At 66.7% G+C, this 14,938-nt stretch carries 18 protein-coding genes and 1 tRNA gene; 9 read left to right on the top strand and 10 right to left on the bottom strand.

The genetic code is table 11. The features are described 5' to 3' along the window. Positions 1-37: 37 nt before the first annotated feature. Entirely contained in the window at positions 38-580 is a 543-nt protein-coding gene (locus C8K14_RS19970) for a helix-turn-helix domain-containing protein (RefSeq protein WP_107718663.1), read from the bottom strand. A gap of 98 nt (positions 581-678) precedes the next feature. Between C8K14_RS19970 and C8K14_RS19965 the strand changes: the two genes are divergently transcribed. Beyond that, a complete protein-coding gene (locus C8K14_RS19965) occupies positions 679-1,761 on the top strand; it encodes an NmrA family NAD(P)-binding protein (protein ID WP_054132032.1) in 1,083 nt (360 codons plus the stop codon). Positions 1,762-1,800: 39 nt separating this feature from the next. Here C8K14_RS19965 and C8K14_RS19960 read toward each other — a convergent pair whose 3' ends face one another. From C8K14_RS19960 to C8K14_RS23265, 3 genes are read right to left on the bottom strand one after another with little or no spacing between them, the layout of a single operon-like run. Next, complete coding sequence (locus C8K14_RS19960; RefSeq protein ID WP_107718661.1) at positions 1,801-3,093, bottom strand: MFS transporter; 1,293 nt, start codon at positions 3,091-3,093, stop codon at positions 1,801-1,803. After that, positions 3,090-3,221, bottom strand: a complete 132-nt coding sequence (locus tag C8K14_RS23150) for a hypothetical protein (protein WP_255420083.1) — start codon at positions 3,219-3,221, stop codon at positions 3,090-3,092. Before C8K14_RS23150 ends, C8K14_RS19960 begins: the two co-directional genes overlap by 4 nt. 20 nt (positions 3,222-3,241) lie before the next feature. Beyond that, a complete protein-coding gene (locus C8K14_RS23265) occupies positions 3,242-4,018 on the bottom strand; it encodes an ArdC-like ssDNA-binding domain-containing protein (protein ID WP_369974069.1) in 777 nt (258 codons plus the stop codon). Between the two features lie 599 nt (positions 4,019-4,617). On the opposite strand from C8K14_RS23265, the gene C8K14_RS19950 reads away from it, so the two are divergent. Beyond that, positions 4,618-4,803 (top strand): AlpA family transcriptional regulator, encoded by a 186-nt coding sequence (locus C8K14_RS19950; protein ID WP_233251162.1) that lies wholly within the window; start codon positions 4,618-4,620, stop codon positions 4,801-4,803. Here C8K14_RS19950 and C8K14_RS19945 read toward each other — a convergent pair. Both C8K14_RS19945 and C8K14_RS19940 read right to left on the bottom strand, forming a co-directional pair. Next, positions 4,779-5,231 carry an ester cyclase gene (locus C8K14_RS19945; RefSeq protein ID WP_062788611.1) on the bottom strand — a complete coding sequence of 151 codons (453 nt, stop codon included), beginning with the start codon at positions 5,229-5,231 and terminating at the stop codon, positions 4,779-4,781. The two genes, C8K14_RS19950 and C8K14_RS19945, sit on opposite strands and share 25 nt — an antisense overlap. Continuing rightward, positions 5,228-5,806 carry a DUF2239 family protein gene (locus C8K14_RS19940; RefSeq protein WP_062788612.1) on the bottom strand — a complete coding sequence of 193 codons (579 nt, stop codon included), beginning with the start codon at positions 5,804-5,806 and terminating at the stop codon, positions 5,228-5,230. The genes C8K14_RS19945 and C8K14_RS19940 overlap by 4 nt, the downstream gene beginning before the upstream one ends. 103 nt (positions 5,807-5,909) lie before the next feature. Between C8K14_RS19940 and C8K14_RS19935 the strand changes: the two genes are divergently transcribed. Next, positions 5,910-6,248, top strand: coding sequence for a GIY-YIG nuclease family protein (locus C8K14_RS19935; RefSeq protein WP_062788614.1), 339 nt, complete (start codon positions 5,910-5,912; stop codon positions 6,246-6,248). On the opposite strand, the gene C8K14_RS19930 is transcribed toward C8K14_RS19935, so the two are convergent. From C8K14_RS19930 to C8K14_RS19920, 3 genes are all read right to left on the bottom strand, one after another. Further along, complete coding sequence (locus tag C8K14_RS19930) at positions 6,196-7,401, bottom strand: site-specific integrase (RefSeq protein WP_062788615.1); 1,206 nt, start codon at positions 7,399-7,401, stop codon at positions 6,196-6,198. The two genes, C8K14_RS19935 and C8K14_RS19930, sit on opposite strands and share 53 nt — an antisense overlap. A gap of 158 nt (positions 7,402-7,559) precedes the next feature. Then, positions 7,560-7,646 (bottom strand) — tRNA-Leu (locus C8K14_RS19925). A 148-nt stretch (positions 7,647-7,794) separates the two neighbouring features. After that, a complete protein-coding gene (locus C8K14_RS19920; RefSeq protein ID WP_107718659.1) occupies positions 7,795-8,592 on the bottom strand; it encodes an MJ0042-type zinc finger domain-containing protein in 798 nt (265 codons plus the stop codon). A 223-nt stretch (positions 8,593-8,815) separates the two neighbouring features. Here C8K14_RS19920 and ftsE point away from each other — a divergent pair, with 223 nt between their 5' ends. From ftsE to thiD, 6 genes are all read left to right on the top strand, one after another. Beyond that, positions 8,816-9,580, top strand: a complete 765-nt coding sequence (gene ftsE / locus C8K14_RS19915) for a cell division ATP-binding protein FtsE (protein ID WP_022675169.1) — start codon at positions 8,816-8,818, stop codon at positions 9,578-9,580. Between the two features lie 13 nt (positions 9,581-9,593). After that, positions 9,594-10,523 carry an ABC transporter permease gene (locus tag C8K14_RS19910; protein ID WP_054131889.1) on the top strand — a complete coding sequence of 310 codons (930 nt, stop codon included), beginning with the start codon at positions 9,594-9,596 and terminating at the stop codon, positions 10,521-10,523. A 131-nt stretch (positions 10,524-10,654) separates the two neighbouring features. Next, on the top strand, positions 10,655-11,206 hold the full coding sequence (locus tag C8K14_RS19905) for a YdcF family protein (RefSeq protein ID WP_107718657.1): 552 nt from the start codon (positions 10,655-10,657) through the stop codon (positions 11,204-11,206). Beyond that, positions 11,200-11,919, top strand: a complete 720-nt coding sequence (locus C8K14_RS19900; RefSeq protein ID WP_062788619.1) for a 1-acyl-sn-glycerol-3-phosphate acyltransferase — start codon at positions 11,200-11,202, stop codon at positions 11,917-11,919. Before C8K14_RS19905 ends, C8K14_RS19900 begins: the two co-directional genes overlap by 7 nt. 12 nt (positions 11,920-11,931) lie before the next feature. After that, complete coding sequence (locus C8K14_RS19895; RefSeq protein WP_054131830.1) at positions 11,932-13,200, top strand: NRAMP family divalent metal transporter; 1,269 nt, start codon at positions 11,932-11,934, stop codon at positions 13,198-13,200. A 10-nt stretch (positions 13,201-13,210) separates the two neighbouring features. Further along, positions 13,211-13,966 (top strand): bifunctional hydroxymethylpyrimidine kinase/phosphomethylpyrimidine kinase, encoded by a 756-nt coding sequence (gene thiD / locus C8K14_RS19890; protein WP_107718655.1) that lies wholly within the window; start codon positions 13,211-13,213, stop codon positions 13,964-13,966. 1 nt (position 13,967) lies between these two features. Here the strand turns inward: thiD and C8K14_RS19885 are convergent, their stop codons facing one another. Continuing rightward, positions 13,968-14,855 (bottom strand): TIGR00730 family Rossman fold protein, encoded by an 888-nt coding sequence (locus C8K14_RS19885; protein ID WP_022674483.1) that lies wholly within the window; start codon positions 14,853-14,855, stop codon positions 13,968-13,970. Between the last annotated feature and the right edge of the window lie 83 nt (positions 14,856-14,938).

The raw sequence follows: 14,938 nt of genomic DNA, 5'->3' as shown, positions 1-14,938 counted from the left end.
TCTAGGGTAGCGACCGCGGTTCAGATTGGGAGCCCCCTCACAGCAAATCACCGCCGGCCTGGCCTTCCGGAGCCACCCGCATGGCCCGCGTCTCGGCCCCCATGGCCAGACGCCATTGCATGGCCTCGTCAGCACCGGGTCCCGGCGCCACGCGCAACGGCGTTGCGCCGGTCGGCATCCCGGTTTCGGCATCGGCAAGCACCAGTTGCACGGGCCGCCCTGACGTGGCCTGCTCGATCCGCAGCGGCGCGTCCTGCCCGGCACGGCGGCGCCACGTATCCCCGATCTGCACCATCGCCTGGAGCAGCAAGGCCAGATCCTGCCCACGCAGCGTGGGCACATAGTCATGGCGGGGCGGGCGCGCCTGGTAGAGCCTCTTCTCGATCAGCCCGGCTTCTTCCAGGCTTTTGAGCCGGTCCGACAAGGTCGCGTTGGTTGCCCCGGTCGAGCGGCGTAGATCGTCATAGCGGGTCAGCCCCATCAGCACATCGCGCATGATCAGCAGGCCCCAGCGGTCTCCCACCGCTGCCATGACTTCGGCAATCGAGCAGGCCATGCCGTCAAAACTCTTGGATCGCATCGTCGGCGCCTTTCCAAAATTCCGTGACTCTTATTATTGGAGTTAATAGGCTCTCATCATGAGAGTCGGCTCTCTACCTTGCAACCCAGGAGTCACGCATGGATGAAATTTCCCGCATATTCGTCGTCGGTGCCACCGGCGCCCAGGGCCTTCCGGTGGTCCGCGGACTGGTACAGGATGGTCGCTACAGGGTTCTGGCGCTGACTCGTGACAAGAACTCGGCCCGGGCGCGCGCTTTGGCGCAATGGGACCAAGTCGATTTTCTGGAAGGCACGTTTGCCGATGAGGCCGTGCTGCGCGCCGGGATGCGCGCTTGCCAGGGCGTGTTCCTCAACATCGATGGCTTCAACACCGGCGAAAAGACCGAGACTTATTGGGCGATCCGCGCCTACGAAATCGCAATCGAGGAAGGTGTGCGCTTCTTCGTCTATGGCAATCTCGATTACACGCTCAAGCAGGCGGGCTACCGCTCAATGTTCCGCACCGGCCACTATGACGGCAAAGGCCGCATGGGCGAATGGATCCTGGCGCAGACCCGCGACAACGCCGGGCGCATGGGCAGCGCGCTGTTCACCACCGGCCCCTACATGGAAATGGCATTCTCGGCGCAGACGCCGATGACCCCGGCTGTGGAAGAGGGCGTGCTGACCTGGCGCGTGCCACTGGGCCAGGGCGCCGTTGTCCACGTCGCGCTGGAAGACTGCGGACACTACGTGCGCTGGCTGTTCGACCATCGCGACCGGGCCAACGGCATGGACCTGGCCGTCGGCATCGAGCCGGTGCGCTATGCCGATCTGGCTGCCGCGTTCACGCAGGTGACCGGCCATCCGGCCCGCTACGTCGATACGGACCTGGACAGCTATTTCGCGCGCTTCGGCGGGATCGCCGCGCTTCCCGCCGGCTACAACGCCGATCCCAAAGACAAGAGCACGATGAGCTTTCGCGACAACTTCACCGGCTTCTGGAACACGTGGAAGCACGAGATCATCACGCGCGACTATGCCCTGCTCGATGAAATCCACCCCGGCCGGATCAAAAGCGCACAAGACTGGATTTGCCGCCATGAGCAGCAGGCGGCAGCGTCAGGCGGGGAAAGTCTGTGGCAGCGGGTGCAGCCTGATACCCTGCCTGGCCGCCCGATCCTCAAGCTGAGCGAAGACCACCGGCGCGGCATCCTCTGAGCCTTGCGGGCGGCCCGAAGGTTTCGGGCCGCCCCGGCTTCACGCGGGGACCGGCGCGCCCGCCGCTGCGTGCGCGCGGCGCAAGGTGCCGAGCAGCACCAAGGCGGCGACCACGCCCATGATGCCAGCGACCACGAAGGCCAGGGCATAGCTGCCGCTCTGCTGACGGATCACCCCGGCGCCAAACGCGGCGAAAGCGGCGCCCAATTGGTGCCCGGTCTGGATCCAGCCAAATACGATCGGCGCTTCCTGTTCGCCAAAGGCCTCGTTGGCGAGCTTCACCGTCGGCGGCACCGTGGCGATCCAATCCAGGCCATAGAACACGGCGAAGACCGCCAGACTGGTGGTATCGAAGCTGAGGAACGGCAGCGCCAGCAGCGACAGGCCACGCAGCCCGTAATAGACGATCAGCAACACGCGCGGATTATAGCGATCGGTCAGCCAGCCAGACGCGGTGGTGCCGAACAGGTCGAAGAAACCCATGGTCGAAAGCAGCCCGGCAGCGGCCACCGGGGCAATGCCATGGTCCCCGCAGAACGCGATCATGTGCGTGCCGACCAGGCCATTGGTGGTCAGGCCACAGACAAAGAACGTGCCGAACAGCAGCCAGAACATGGGCTGCCGCGCCGCGCGCACCAACACGCCCAGCGCCAGGCCGGCGGTGCGCGCCTGGCGCGGCGCAGGCGGCGGCGGGCTGTCGGGCCTTTCGCCAAAGCGGCGCGTGCCGATGTCGGCGGGATGTTCGGGCACGACCAGGGCCACCAGCGGCACCAGCGCCAGGCAGACCAGGCTGACCGCCAGAACCACCGGCCGCCACGCGCCGTCGCGCGAAAGCCAGGCCAGCAGCGGCAGGAAAATCAGCGCGCCCGTGGCTGTGCTGGCACTCAGCAGGCCCATGACCAGCCCCTGCCGCGTGGCGAACCAGCGATTGACCACCGCCGCTCCCAGCACCGAGGCAACCGCGCCGCTGCCGATGCCAGACAATACCCCCCAGGTCAGCACATAGTGCCAGGGCAACCGCATCCACAGACTGGCAAAGGTGGCGAGCGACATTAGCATGAGCCCGGCCAGCATGGTGCGGCGGATGCCGAACGAAACCATCAGTGCCGCGGCAAAGGGGCCGACCAGGCCATAGAGAAAGATGCCGATTGCGGCGGCGAACGAGATCGTTGCCCGGTCCCAGCCGAAGTTGACCTGCAAAGGCACCATCAGCACGCCGGGCGTAGCGCGCAGCCCGGCCGAGACCAAAAGCGCGAGGAACGTCGCCGCAACGATCAGGATCAGGTGAAGGCGCGCGGGCACCAGCCCGGTCTTGTGCAGCAGGCGGCTCATGCCTGGCTTTCCTGTGCCAGCGTGACAAGGTCACCCAGCGCCGCTTCTACGCCGGCCCAGCGCTCTGGGCCAAACGCGCCGATCATGCGCCGCTGCGCCTCTTCCCAGGCGCCTTGTGAAGTGGCCACCGCGTCGCGTCCCTGCGCCGTCAGGCGCGCCTGCTTGGCGCGCCCCTTGCCCTCGCCCCACGCTTATCGCGTCGATCGTCCGCCGGTCGCCCGGCGACTGTCCCGGTCGTTACACCCGGCATTTGAGTACTATGACGGCTCCGTCGCCATGCAGGTCCGGGTAAACCGTCCTGTTTAGGCGATCCCGCATTTACGCGAGAGGGAGGTTGCGACGTGTTTAGGCGCCCCGTTCGTTCACTTGCCCCTCCATACAGAGGATGCGTCGGACGAGCTGGTAGGCCGGGCCTCTCAACATTGGAGGACCGGCTCGCGGAGAGCATGAACATCGCGCTCTCCGACCATCCGATGTGCCGCGTCAGCCATTCTACGGCACCACTGCGGGTGTAAGTCGCTGCAAACTGGGGTTCAGGCAGTATAGCTTTCGCCATGCCCGTCTTGCCCTGACCTGCCGCGTCACAAATGGCTTCGACGCTTTGGGCCTTTTCCGGACATGCTGTTGTCCCCCGCCTCTTTCGAGGTCGCAGCCATTTCTGGCCGAGGTTGGTCCGGTGGACACAGGCCATTACCAGCAGGCCTGACAGTTCATTCTGTTCCTCCTTCTTCTCGCGCCGATACGGCGCACCATTGATCCCGGAATAAGTCCTACCCGAACCGGCATTGTGGGGCAGCGTGCAGGGACAGCGGCTGGCGTCCCACGGCTGCACCCAGGGCAGGCGCCCGGCTTCGAGTTCGGCGATGATGCGGTAGGTCACCTCGGAATAGAGGGACTGGCGTTCGCTCGTGTTCACGGTGCTCATGATCTTCAAGCTCCTTAAACCGCCATGGCCCGGCGCCGGGGTGGCGGGGGGCGGCAGGAGCGGACCGACAGCCCCGCATCAGGCGGCGGGGTGCATCCGGCAGGAGCGCAACAGCGTGGAGCACCCGGAGCCGCGCAGCGGGCCGGGTTGCACCCCGGCGCGGCGGGGCTACAGGGCCGTGACGCCCCCCGTCACCTCGGAGCCAAGGCAGACGCCGCCGCGCACCCAAAGCGCGGCGACAGCTGGAGGGGAGCCACAGGCGGACCGACAGGACCGGCCAGCAGGGCCGGGCCAGGTGTCAGCGATCGTACCGGTAGACCGACGAGACGGCAGCGCCGGCTCGGCTGGAGCGCAGCGAAAGGAGAGCGTGGTCAGGCCGAGACGGCCTGAGACGCAATCTGCACGACACTCAAAATTTCTTTTTCGTACCCTGGGGTAAGATCGGACACCCTGGGGTCAACTGGCGTAAAATCGGTACTTTGGCACCGTTTTCGGCACTCTTTACGCCGACCTCAGACCGGCAAATCTCACAGCAAAGGAGCAAGACAACCAACCGCAGCACAGAAAGACAAAGCCATGACCGAACAGCCCCGGACCGCATCCTGCGCCTCCATGCCGTCCTCGACCGCACCGGCCTGACCCGCGCCACTCTCTACCGGAAGATCCAGGCGGGTACTTTTCCCAAGCAGGTGCGCATCGCTACGCGCTGCACTGGCTGGCGCGAATCCGCCATCCGCGAATGGATGTGCAATCCCATGTTCTATGAGGCAGGCAACGCTTCCTGACGCCCGCGTTGCAATTGCTGGTAGACGCCAAGCCGATCGGTGATCTGCCAATGGCCAGTCAGGCGATCGTCCGCGTCAAACGCATAGACCGTCGCACCAGACATGTGGATCGTCTGGCCCGTGGCCGGATAGCCCGGCAGATCGGCCGCATGCGTGCCGCGCCACAGCCAGGTCATCACCACGCTGTCGCCATCGGCAAACAGGCCCTGGGTGACAAAGCGCTGATCTGGAAAAGCGGCGCGCGATTGCCGGACACGGTCCTTGAACCCAGCGCGATCGAGCGTCTGGCCGTGCCACGGATCGCCGGGATCGTGGTGGATGACATAGACTTCGGCGATGTAGTCGTCGGCCGCATCCACCCGCCCTTCGTCCCAGACCGCTTGAATGAAGGCCGCGAGGCGCTGCTTGCGCAGGCCGCTGCGCATCATGCCGCGGCCTGCCCGCTGGCCAGCATCAGCGCGTACTCGCGAATGTCCTGCGGCCAAGCCGCCATCCTGGCCGCGAACGCGTCGCCATCATCGGCAAACAGCGCGCGGATCGCCTCTTCGTAGCCGGGCAGATCCCCTGCCAGGGCGGACAGGAACGTGTAAGCACGCTGCTGCGCGCCCTTGCGCTCGGTTCGCCCCTGATCAGCCCGCCGTGCTTCGTCGACCAGCCGGCGCAGCGCGCCCGAGGCACCACCGGGCTGCTGCGCCAGCCATTCCCAATGACGCGGCAACAGCGTCACCTCGCGCGGCACGACCCCGAGCTTGGGCCGCCCACGCCCGCGCGCCGGCTCTGTCTCACTGCCGCCCGGCCGGGCCAGCCGCGCGACGATCTCTGCCGTGGTGCCGCGCAAGTCGAGATCGAGCACGCGTCCAGTGGCATTGTCGAACACGAGCACAGCGTCCATGTCCCGGGTTTCTGCGGCCTTCACGGCCAACGCCACATCGATCAGCGCACCTTGGGCCAGTTTGCGCGGGCCAGCAAACGCGGTGCACTGCAAGGAGAGTTCATTCGTCATGGGCCTTTTATAGCCGGATAAATTTATTGTACAATATACCCGGATATAATTGCATGCGCGGCCCAGCGGTCGTACAGGACGCGCGCAGCACGAAAGGCAGGACATGACAGAGACCACGCGCAAGGCGGCCGTCGCGGCCTACAAGGAGCGCAAGATCGCGGCAGGCATCTACGCCATCCGCTGCGCGGCAAGCGATGAAGTGTGGATCGGCAGCGCCCCGGACCTTTCGACCATCGAGAACCGCCTGTGGTTCACACTGCGCCAGGGCGCCAATCCGCACCGCGCACTGCAGGAAGCGTGGAATGCGCATGGCAGCGCAGCCTTCACGTTCGAAGTGATTGCGCACCTGCACGACGAAGATGATCCTGGCTATCCTCGCCGCACCGCGCTCAGGAACCTTCACCTGCGTTGGCTGGAGCAGCTCGGCGGCGCGCGGATCTAGCGGCGCCAGAGGCTCCGTCCGCCACAATCGGCCGCGTCAGGTGCTTGTGCCAGGCCTCCAGCAGCTTGCGCCGCTTGGCGAGCCGGTCGCTGCGCTGGTAGGCACCGACAACGCCAACATCGACCGCGTGACCAAGACAGGCTTCCTTGGTCTCGAAATCCGCCTTGGTGCATTCCTCGGCCCATGTCCGAAACGTGCTGCGAAACCCGTGCGGCCGCGCGCTCAGTCCAGCGCGATCCATCAGCGCGGTCATCGCCATGTCGGACAGCGGCTTGCCGCGATAGGCCGCAAACAGGTGGCCGGATTGACCCGCCACCAGCGCCTGCGCCTCGGCCACTAGGGGAATGCGGCGGCTCTCGTTGGTCTTGGTGCGCTTGGCCGAGAGGCTCCAGACCTCACCCTCGATTTCATCGCTGGTGGCGAGCCGCACTTCGCTGGTGCGGGCCAGAGTCAGCATCAGGAAGCGCAGTGCCCGTGAGGCCGTCGTGTCGAGCGTGCCCAGCCACTGATAGAACTTGGGTGCATCGGCATAAGGCAGGGCGGGAATATGCTCGGTCTCGTGGCGCTGCTTGCCCAGCAGCGCACGCGCCTTGAGACAGGCCTGGAGATCGACGGCGAGCCCGAGCGCGGCCGCGTGGGTAAAGGTGAGGCTGAGACGATTGAGCGCCTTGGCCGCCGCTTCTGGCTTGGTGTGCCAGATCGGCGCCAGCAGGTCGCGCAAGGCGTGCTGGTCGACGTCCTCGATCGCGCGATCCCCGATCTTGGGAATGACATGGACGTTGAGCGGGGACAGCCAGCGCCCGGCCGCACCATCGCCTTTGAGCTGGACCTTGCGCGCTTCGAAACAGCTGGCGATCGCCTGGGCGACCGTCAGGCGCGCGATTACCCGGTTCTGCTGGCGGCGGGCTTCGATCGGACACTGCCCGGCGCGCAAGGTGGCGCGGGCCTCGGCAGCGGCGGCTCTGGCATCGGCGATGGAAACATCGGGCCAGGGCCCCAGGCCCATTTCGCGGCGGCGGCCCTTGAGGAAATAGCGCAGCACCCACTTGCCCCGGGCTCGTTCACGCTTGTGCAGCCACAGGCCCGCACCGTCACCATAGCGGCCGGGTGGCGCATTGCGCGCGGCGATGTGCGAGAGGATGTGCTGCTTCACCGATCCTTTCCTCAGCGGGGAGAAAAGGGGTGGTTTCAGTCCCCCGTCTGGTCCCCCGTTTTGCGTGCGCTGGGAGGATACACGATGGGTTGCGGTGAGGCAAGAAATGGCTGTTTTCAGCCATTTGGCGATTTCTTGAGCAGCCCTGGGAGGGGTGCTGGTGCGGTCGAGAAGACTCGAACTTCCACGGGCTTTCGCCCACAACGACCTCAACGTTGCGCGTCTACCAATTCCGCCACGACCGCATATCGCATCCGGGTTGGCCAAGGGCACATCCCGTCGGGGTAGGAGCGCGCCCCTAGCAGGGGTTTTGGGGGGCTGCAACAGGGCGGTTGCACTTTTTTATCCCCAGCCGGTCGTTGCTGCCCCGGCGTGCGGCCGGGGCCTGCATGCCTATTCCGGTTTCCAGCCGATTTCGGCTGAGCGCGCGCTCTTGGGAACGTCGGTTACCGCCTCGTTGATCGTCACGCTTTCGCCCGGGCGCAGCTTGTCCTTGGGCGGCGCCACGTCCCAGGTATAGACGATGCGGTTCTGCGCATCGCGCAGGACGATGAGGATCGGCGGCACTTCGCGCAGGTCCTTGCCCACGTTGGTGACGGTGCCGCTCGCGCCGAAATAGGCCGTGCCGTTGCTCAAGGTGCGGCGGTCCTGCCGCGCGGGCGGAAACGAAAGGACCAGATCGGGGCGCCCGTTGCCGAAGGTGGGCCGGTTGACCGGCAACCAATCGGGCAGGCCCAGCCACGAGACCAGGCCGATCATCGCCGCCACGGCCAGAGCAAAGGTAATGCCTGCCGCCGTCCACAGCCGCGCCGGGTTGCGGCGCGGGCGGAACGGGGGCTGGTGTTCGAAGCTCGATACCGGCGAGACGTATTCGGCCGTGGGGGCCTGCGCGCGGGGCGGCTCTGCCCGGGGGGCGGGCGCCGGGGGCGCTTGCTCCTCTACCGCGACTGGCGGCGCCGACTGCACTGGCGCAGCGGGCGGCGGCGCGGGAGCCAGCGGGGGCGTTGGCACCGTTTCGGCAGCGGCAGTTTCAGCCGGCGTGGCTTGCTCCGACGGGCGCGGCGGGAGTTCGGGGCCGGCCTGGAACCAGCTGTGCCGGCACTTGGCACAACGCACGGTACGGCCGTCCACGCCGATCGCACTGTCGGGGACGACATAGCGCGTCGCACAGGCGGGACAGGCGATTATCATAAAACGGTCTAAGCATGCCGAGAGGGGCTGAAACAATAGGGTGCAAGGGGGCAAATCGCCCATGCGCCCTTTTTTCCACATGCATTGACGCGTATAGGCGCCCTTGCCATCGCGCGACGCACCAAACCGCCCATGCGGGACATTGCCAAACGGCCCCCGCGCCGACATGGTAGGCGGGCATGGCGCACGACCAAACACGCGAACGGGGCCCGATCTTTCTGCCATGAACCAAGCCGCCGCCGAGATTGTCCAGTTCGACAATGTCGGGCTGCGGTATGGCGCCGGCCGCGAAGTGCTGGCCGATGTCTCGTTCACGCTCTATCCCGGCTGCTTCTACTTTCTCACCGGCGCCAGCGGCGCGGGCAAGACCAGCCTGCTCAAGCTGCTCTATCTGGCGCAGCGCCCCTCGCGCGGGTTGATCCGCATGTTCGGCACCGATGCCATCACCCTGCCGCGCGAACGCCTGCCCGGCTTTCGCCGCCGCATCGGCGTGGTGTTCCAGGATTTCCGCCTGGTCCCGCACCTTTCGGCGTGGGACAACGTGGCCCTGCCGCTGCGCGTGGCCGGACAAAGCGAAAAGGACATCGCCAAGCCGGTTTCCGACATGCTCGAATGGGTCGGGCTGGGCGACCGGTTCCAGGCGCGCCCCGCCACGCTTTCGGGCGGAGAACAGCAGCGCGTGGCGATCGCCCGCGCCGTCATCGCCCGTCCCGATATCCTGGTGGCCGACGAGCCGACCGGCAACGTCGACCCGGAGATGGCGATCAAGCTGCTGCGCCTGTTCGAAAGCCTCAACCGCCTGGGCACCACCGTGGTGGTCGCGACGCACGACCTGCACCTGATCCGCAAGGTGCCCGATTCGCTGATCATGCGGCTGGACAAGGGCAAGCTGGCCGATCCGACCGGCGCGCTGCGCTATCCCCCGCGCCGTCCGGTCGACACCGGCGGCAATGGCGATGGCCCGATGGGCGATGGCGGCCTGCCATGAAACGGCATACCTCATGAAGCGTTTGGCCAGCGCCCTGCCCCGCACGCTGCGCGCCCTGGGTGGCGAAGGCGAATCCCGCCTGCTGCCCGAGGCGCGCCTGTCGGGCCCGATGCCGTGGGTGATCGCGATCATGATCGCGCTGACCGTGGTGGCCGCGGCCAGCGCGCTGGCGCTGCGCCATGCCGCGCAGGCGGCCAGCGCCGATCTGGAAGGCGGGGTGACGGTGCAGATCGTCTCGGCCGCGCCCGCCCAGCGCCAGCGCCAGGCCGATGCGGCGCTGGCGGTGCTGCGCCACGCTCCCGGCGTGATCAGTGCCACGGCCGTGCCGCAGGACCAGCTCGATGCCTTGGTCGAACCCTGGCTGGGCACCCGTGCGGGCGACGATCTGGACGATCTGCCGATCCCGGCACTAATCGACGTGCGCTTGGCCGGCACGGCCACGCCGGCGCGGCTCGATCTGCTGCGCAAGGCCTTGGCCGCCACGGCCCCGGCGGCGCGGATCGATGCGCAGTCAAGCTGGCTGGCACCGGTGTTCCGCGCCATTGGTGCCTTGCAATGGGCGGCCGGCGGCCTGATCGCGCTGTTCGCCTTTGCCACGGTGTCCGCCGTGCTGCTGGCGTCGCGCAATGCGCTGGGCACCCATCGCGAAACGATCGAGATCGTCCATATGCTGGGCGCCACCGACGTGCAGATCGCGCGGGTGTTCCAGCGTTCCATGGCGACGGACGCAGCGATGGGCGGCCTGGTTGGCCTGCTTGCCGGCGTCGTTACCGTGCTGGGCCTGGCGCGCCAGTTTGCCGCGCTGGGTTCGGGCATGGTCGCGCAAGGCTCGCTCGCCTGGACCGACTGGGTCGCGCTGGCCGGTATTCCCATCGCCGGCGTGCTGCTGGTGATGCTGACAGCCCGACTTACCGTTCTTGCCGCCTTGCGGCGCATGGTATGATCGCGTGACCGTCCCCATATTGCCCCCCATAACGCCCCAGCCATGCAGCAGTCCCCGCCCATGACCACACCGCACGCCGGCACGCGCCGCACGATCGTGAGAAAGCCCTGCGGCATGCGAAAGCCGTGGGCATGAGAAAGCCGCCGGGCCTGTTTCGCCGCCTGGGTTCGGCGCTGATCCTGCTGTGGATGCTGGGTTTCCTGTGGTTTGCGTGGTTCCTGCCGCAGCCGGCGCCCGATGGCACGCGCACCGATGGCATCGTGGTGCTGACCGGTGGCGGCGGCCGCATTCCTCGTGCCTTGGCCATGCTGCAGGCCGGCAAGGCGCAGACCCTGCTGGTCAGCGGTGTCGATCGCCAGGTCCGGCCGGCCGAATTTGCCGCCGAATACAAGGTCGATCCCGCGCGACTCGATTGCTGCATCACGCTGGGCTTTGATTCGGTCGATACCCGCTCCAACGCGCACGAGGCCGCCGCCTGGATCGCCCGGCACAAGATCCATTCGGTGCGCCTGGTCACCACCGACTGGCACATGCGCCGCGCCACGTTCGATCTGTGGGTCGTGGCGCCCAAGGGCCTGGTGATCGTGCGCGATGCCGTGCCCTCGCGCCCCAGCCTCAAGATCCTGTTCCTGGAATACAACAAGCTGCTGGCCCGCATGGTGGCGTGGCTGGCAGGATGGTGACAAGCGCCGTGGAAGACCGTTCCCCTACACTTGCCGAAATCGTGCGCAGCCTGGTGTTCTATGCCGTGTTCTATGGCTTTACCGTGCTGCTGCTGCTGGTTCTGGCGGTCGTGCTGATCGTGGCGCCGCGCGGCGTCTTTGCCATGGTTCAGGCGTGGACCGGCGTGCACCGCGCGCTGGTGCGCCATGTGCTGGGCATCCGTGTGGAAGTGGTGGGCACGCCGCCGCAGGAAGGCGTGTTCTATGCCCTGCGCCATGAAAGCTTTTTCGAGGCGATCGACCTGCCGCAAGTGCTGCACCGCCCCTGCATCTTTGCCAAGATCGAGCTGATGCGCATTCCCGTGTGGGGCCGCGCCGGCTGGGCCTATGGCCTGATCGGGGTGGAGCGTGAAGCCGGCGCCAAGACGCTGCGTGCCATGCTGACCCATGCCCGTGCCCGCCTGGCCGAAGGGCGGCCGCTGGTAATCTTTCCCGAAGGCACGCGTGTGCCGGTGGGGCAACGCTATCCGCTGCAATCGGGTTTTGCCGGGATATACAAGTTGTTGTCACTACCGGTGGTTCCGGTGGCGGTGCATAGCGGCGCCCTGTATCACCGCGTGTGGAAGCGACGCGGCACCATTCGCTATGTCATTGGCGAAACCATTCCCCCCGGCCTGCCGCGTGAAGAGATCGAGGCCCGTGTGCTTGACGCCATCACCGCCCCCACTGCCTGAACGCCGCCACGCATGACTGTGCCGCCAGAACCGGATGCCCCGGCCAAGTCGCTGATGGCCTCGTTGGGCCCTGGCCTGATCACCGGCGCGGCCGATGACGATCCCAGCGGCATCGGCACCTATAGCCAGGTAGGCGCGCAGTTTGGCCACACGCTGACCTGGACCATGCTGTTCAGCTATCCGCTGATGGCCGCAATCCAGGAAATCTGCGCGCGGATCGGCGCCACCACCGGGCGCGGCATTGCCGACAACGTGCGGCGCCACTACCCGCGCTGGCTGCTGCCGGGCGTGATCTGCCTGCTGGTAGTGGCCAACGTCATCAACCTGGGGGCAGACCTTGGCGCGATGGCTGCGGCGCTACACCTGCTGCTGCCCGGGCCGCTGCCGCTCTATACCCTCGGCTTTGCCGTGATCAGCGTGCTGGCCGAAGTGTTCGTGCCCTATGCCCGCTATGCCGGCTGGCTCAAATGGACCACGCTGTCGCTGTTTGCCTATATCGCAGTGCTGATCGTCACCCCGATGGACTGGGGTGACGCGCTCTATCACGTGGTCGTGCCCACAGTGCAGCTTGACCATGCGTTCCTGTCGGGCCTGGTGGCGCTGTTGGGCACCACGATCAGCCCCTACCTGTTTTTCTGGCAGGCCGGGCAAGAGGTGGAAGAATTGCGCCGCCGCCAGGCGCGGCCGCTGCACGATGCCCCGCGCCGCGCCAAGCCGGAATTGCGGCGTATTCGCGCCGATACGCTGCTCGGCATGGGCTTTTCCAACGTTACCGCGCTGGCCATCATCGTGGCGACCGCCGCCACGCTCAACGCCCATGGCATTACCGACATTACCTCGGCCGATCAGGCGGCCATGGCGCTTCGGCCGTTTGCCGGCGATCTGGCCTTTGCACTGTTCGCGCTGGGCATCATCGGCACCGGGCTGCTGGCGGTGCCGGTGCTGGCCGGCTCTGCCGCCTATGCGCTGAGCGAGGCCTTGCGCTGGAACGAAGGGCTCGACCGCGCCCCGCGTGAGGCGCGCGCCTTTTACATTGCCATCGCGCTGGCCACGTTCGCGGGCCTGGCCATCAACGTCATCGGCATCAACCCGATGCGGGCGCTCTATTGGACGGCGGTGATCAATGGCTTGCTCGCCCCGCCGCTGATGGTGGTGACGATGCTGATCGCCCGCAATCCGCGCGCCATGGGTCACCTGGTCATCTCGCGCCGGCTGGCGGCCGTGGGCTGGCTGGCCACCGTGGCGATGACGGTGGTGGCCGTCCTGTTCCTGTTTGCGTGAAAGACCCGCGATGACCAGCCCGCCCCCGCGCATCCTGTCCATCGCCGGTTCGGATTCCGGCGGCGGCGCCGGCATCCAGGCCGATATCAAGACCATTACCATGCTCGGTGGCTTTGCCATGACGGCGATCTGCGCGCTGACCGCGCAGAACACACTGGGCGTCACTGCCGTGGCCGCGACCACGCCGGAGATGGTCGCCGCGCAGATCGATGCCTGCGCCAGCGATATCGGCGTGGACGCGGTCAAGATCGGCATGCTCGGATCGCCGCAAATTGCCGCAGTAGTGGCCGATCGGCTGGAAGGACTGGGCGTGCCGGTGGTGTTCGATCCGGTGATGATCGCCACCAGCGGGGCGGCACTGGCCGATGCCGCCACGATCGCCGCATTCGAACGCCTGATGGCGCTCGCCACGCTCACCACGCCCAACGTGCCGGAACTGGCCGCGCTGGGCGGTGACGCCGCCATGGCGGCGCGGGGCATCGCCTATCTCGCCAAGGGCGGCGATGCCGATGGGCCAGTGGTGGAAGACCGCCTGGTCATTCCCGGCCAGCCGCCGCGCCTGTGGCAAGCGCCGCGCATTGCCACGCGCCACAGCCACGGCACGGGCTGCACTCTGTCGAGCGCGATCGCCACCGAACTGGGGCGCGGGGCCAGCCTGGAACAGGCGGTGGACCGCGCCCGCGCCTTTGTCCGCGCGGCGCTGCTGGCCGCGCCCGGGCTTGGCGCCGGGCACGGCCCGATGGGCCATCACGCGGTGCGGGTTTAGGTTACTCGCAACCGCAGTCGAGGTCGTAGAACTTGACGATCTCGTTCCAGGCTTCCTCGGCGGTTTCCACCGGCTTGAACAGGTCGAGATCCTCGAAGTTGATCACGCCTTCCTCGGCAATGGCGCGGAAGTTGATCACCTTGTTCCAGTAATCCGCCCCGAACAGCAGCACCGGAATCGGCTTCATCTTGCCGGTCTGGATGAGGGTAAGCAGTTCGAAAAATTCATCGAACGTGCCAAAGCCGCCGGGGAACACCGCCACGGCGCGCGCACGCATCAGGAAGTGCATCTTGCGCAGCGCGAAATAGTGGAACTGGAAAGACAGGTGTGGCGTCACGTAGGGATTGGGCGCCTGTTCGTGCGGCAGCACGATGTTGAGGCCGATCGAATCCGCGCCCACGTCCACCGCGCCGCGGTTGGCCGCTTCCATGATCGACGGGCCCCCGCCCGAGCAGACCACGAACTGGCGCTTGCCTTCTTCCACGACGCCGCAGGTGGAGGCATAGCGCGCCAGCTTGCGCGCCTCTTCATAATACTTGGCCTTGCTGGCCAGCCGCTCGACCACGGCCTTGCGTTCGGGCGTGGTGGCCGTCGCCAGCGCGGCATCGACCGCTTCGGGCGCGGGAATGCGGGCTGAGCCGTAGATCACCAGGGTAGAGCCGATATCGGCCTCTTCCAGCAGCATTTCTGCCTTGAGCAGTTCCAGCTGAAAGCGCACCGGGCGCAGTTCCTCGCGCAACAGGAAGTCGGTATCGCCAAACGCGAGGCGATAGGCCGGGTCCTGCTGCTGGGGGGTGGTCTTGGGGTGGCTTTGCGCGAACCCGGCTTCCTGCTCGGCCTTGTAGAACTTACGATTGACGAGCTGGTTGTTGATTTCTTCTTCGGTCATTTGCCGCAAAGTGGGCGTGCGCGGCGTGGTTGGCAAGCCCATCCGCGTTTGTTTCGGTGGGTTGCTTGGGCCCCTGGAAACCA

Source organism: Novosphingobium sp. GV079, from assembly GCF_003058045.1.
GTDB classification, from domain to species: Bacteria; Pseudomonadota; Alphaproteobacteria; order Sphingomonadales; family Sphingomonadaceae; genus Novosphingobium; species Novosphingobium capsulatum.
Note: the sequence above shows the minus strand (reverse complement) of the source record. Positions and strands in the feature narration are given on the sequence as shown.

Excerpts from the sequence above, each read along its gene's own strand:
- C8K14_RS19935 (WP_062788614.1), top strand. The coding sequence starts at position 5,910 with ATGACAGAGACCACGCGCAAGGCGGCCGTCGCGGCCTACAAGGAGCGC.
- C8K14_RS19905 (WP_107718657.1), top strand. The coding sequence starts at position 10,655 with ATGAGAAAGCCGCCGGGCCTGTTTCGCCGCCTGGGTTCGGCGCTGATC.
- C8K14_RS19910 (WP_054131889.1), top strand. The coding sequence starts at position 9,594 with ATGAAGCGTTTGGCCAGCGCCCTGCCCCGCACGCTGCGCGCCCTGGGT.
- C8K14_RS19885 (WP_022674483.1), bottom strand. The coding sequence starts at position 14,855 with ATGACCGAAGAAGAAATCAACAACCAGCTCGTCAATCGTAAGTTCTAC.
- C8K14_RS19970 (WP_107718663.1), bottom strand. The coding sequence starts at position 580 with ATGCGATCCAAGAGTTTTGACGGCATGGCCTGCTCGATTGCCGAAGTC.
- thiD (WP_107718655.1), top strand. The coding sequence starts at position 13,211 with ATGACCAGCCCGCCCCCGCGCATCCTGTCCATCGCCGGTTCGGATTCC.
- C8K14_RS19960 (WP_107718661.1), bottom strand. The coding sequence starts at position 3,093 with ATGAGCCGCCTGCTGCACAAGACCGGGCTGGTGCCCGCGCGCCTTCAC.
- C8K14_RS23265 (WP_369974069.1), bottom strand. The coding sequence starts at position 4,018 with ATGAGCACCGTGAACACGAGCGAACGCCAGTCCCTCTATTCCGAGGTG.
- C8K14_RS19945 (WP_062788611.1), bottom strand. The coding sequence starts at position 5,231 with ATGATGCGCAGCGGCCTGCGCAAGCAGCGCCTCGCGGCCTTCATTCAA.
- C8K14_RS19900 (WP_062788619.1), top strand. The coding sequence starts at position 11,200 with ATGGTGACAAGCGCCGTGGAAGACCGTTCCCCTACACTTGCCGAAATC.
- C8K14_RS19965 (WP_054132032.1), top strand. The coding sequence starts at position 679 with ATGGATGAAATTTCCCGCATATTCGTCGTCGGTGCCACCGGCGCCCAG.
- ftsE (WP_022675169.1), top strand. The coding sequence starts at position 8,816 with ATGAACCAAGCCGCCGCCGAGATTGTCCAGTTCGACAATGTCGGGCTG.
- C8K14_RS19920 (WP_107718659.1), bottom strand. The coding sequence starts at position 8,592 with ATGATAATCGCCTGTCCCGCCTGTGCGACGCGCTATGTCGTCCCCGAC.
- C8K14_RS19895 (WP_054131830.1), top strand. The coding sequence starts at position 11,932 with ATGACTGTGCCGCCAGAACCGGATGCCCCGGCCAAGTCGCTGATGGCC.
- C8K14_RS19940 (WP_062788612.1), bottom strand. The coding sequence starts at position 5,806 with ATGACGAATGAACTCTCCTTGCAGTGCACCGCGTTTGCTGGCCCGCGC.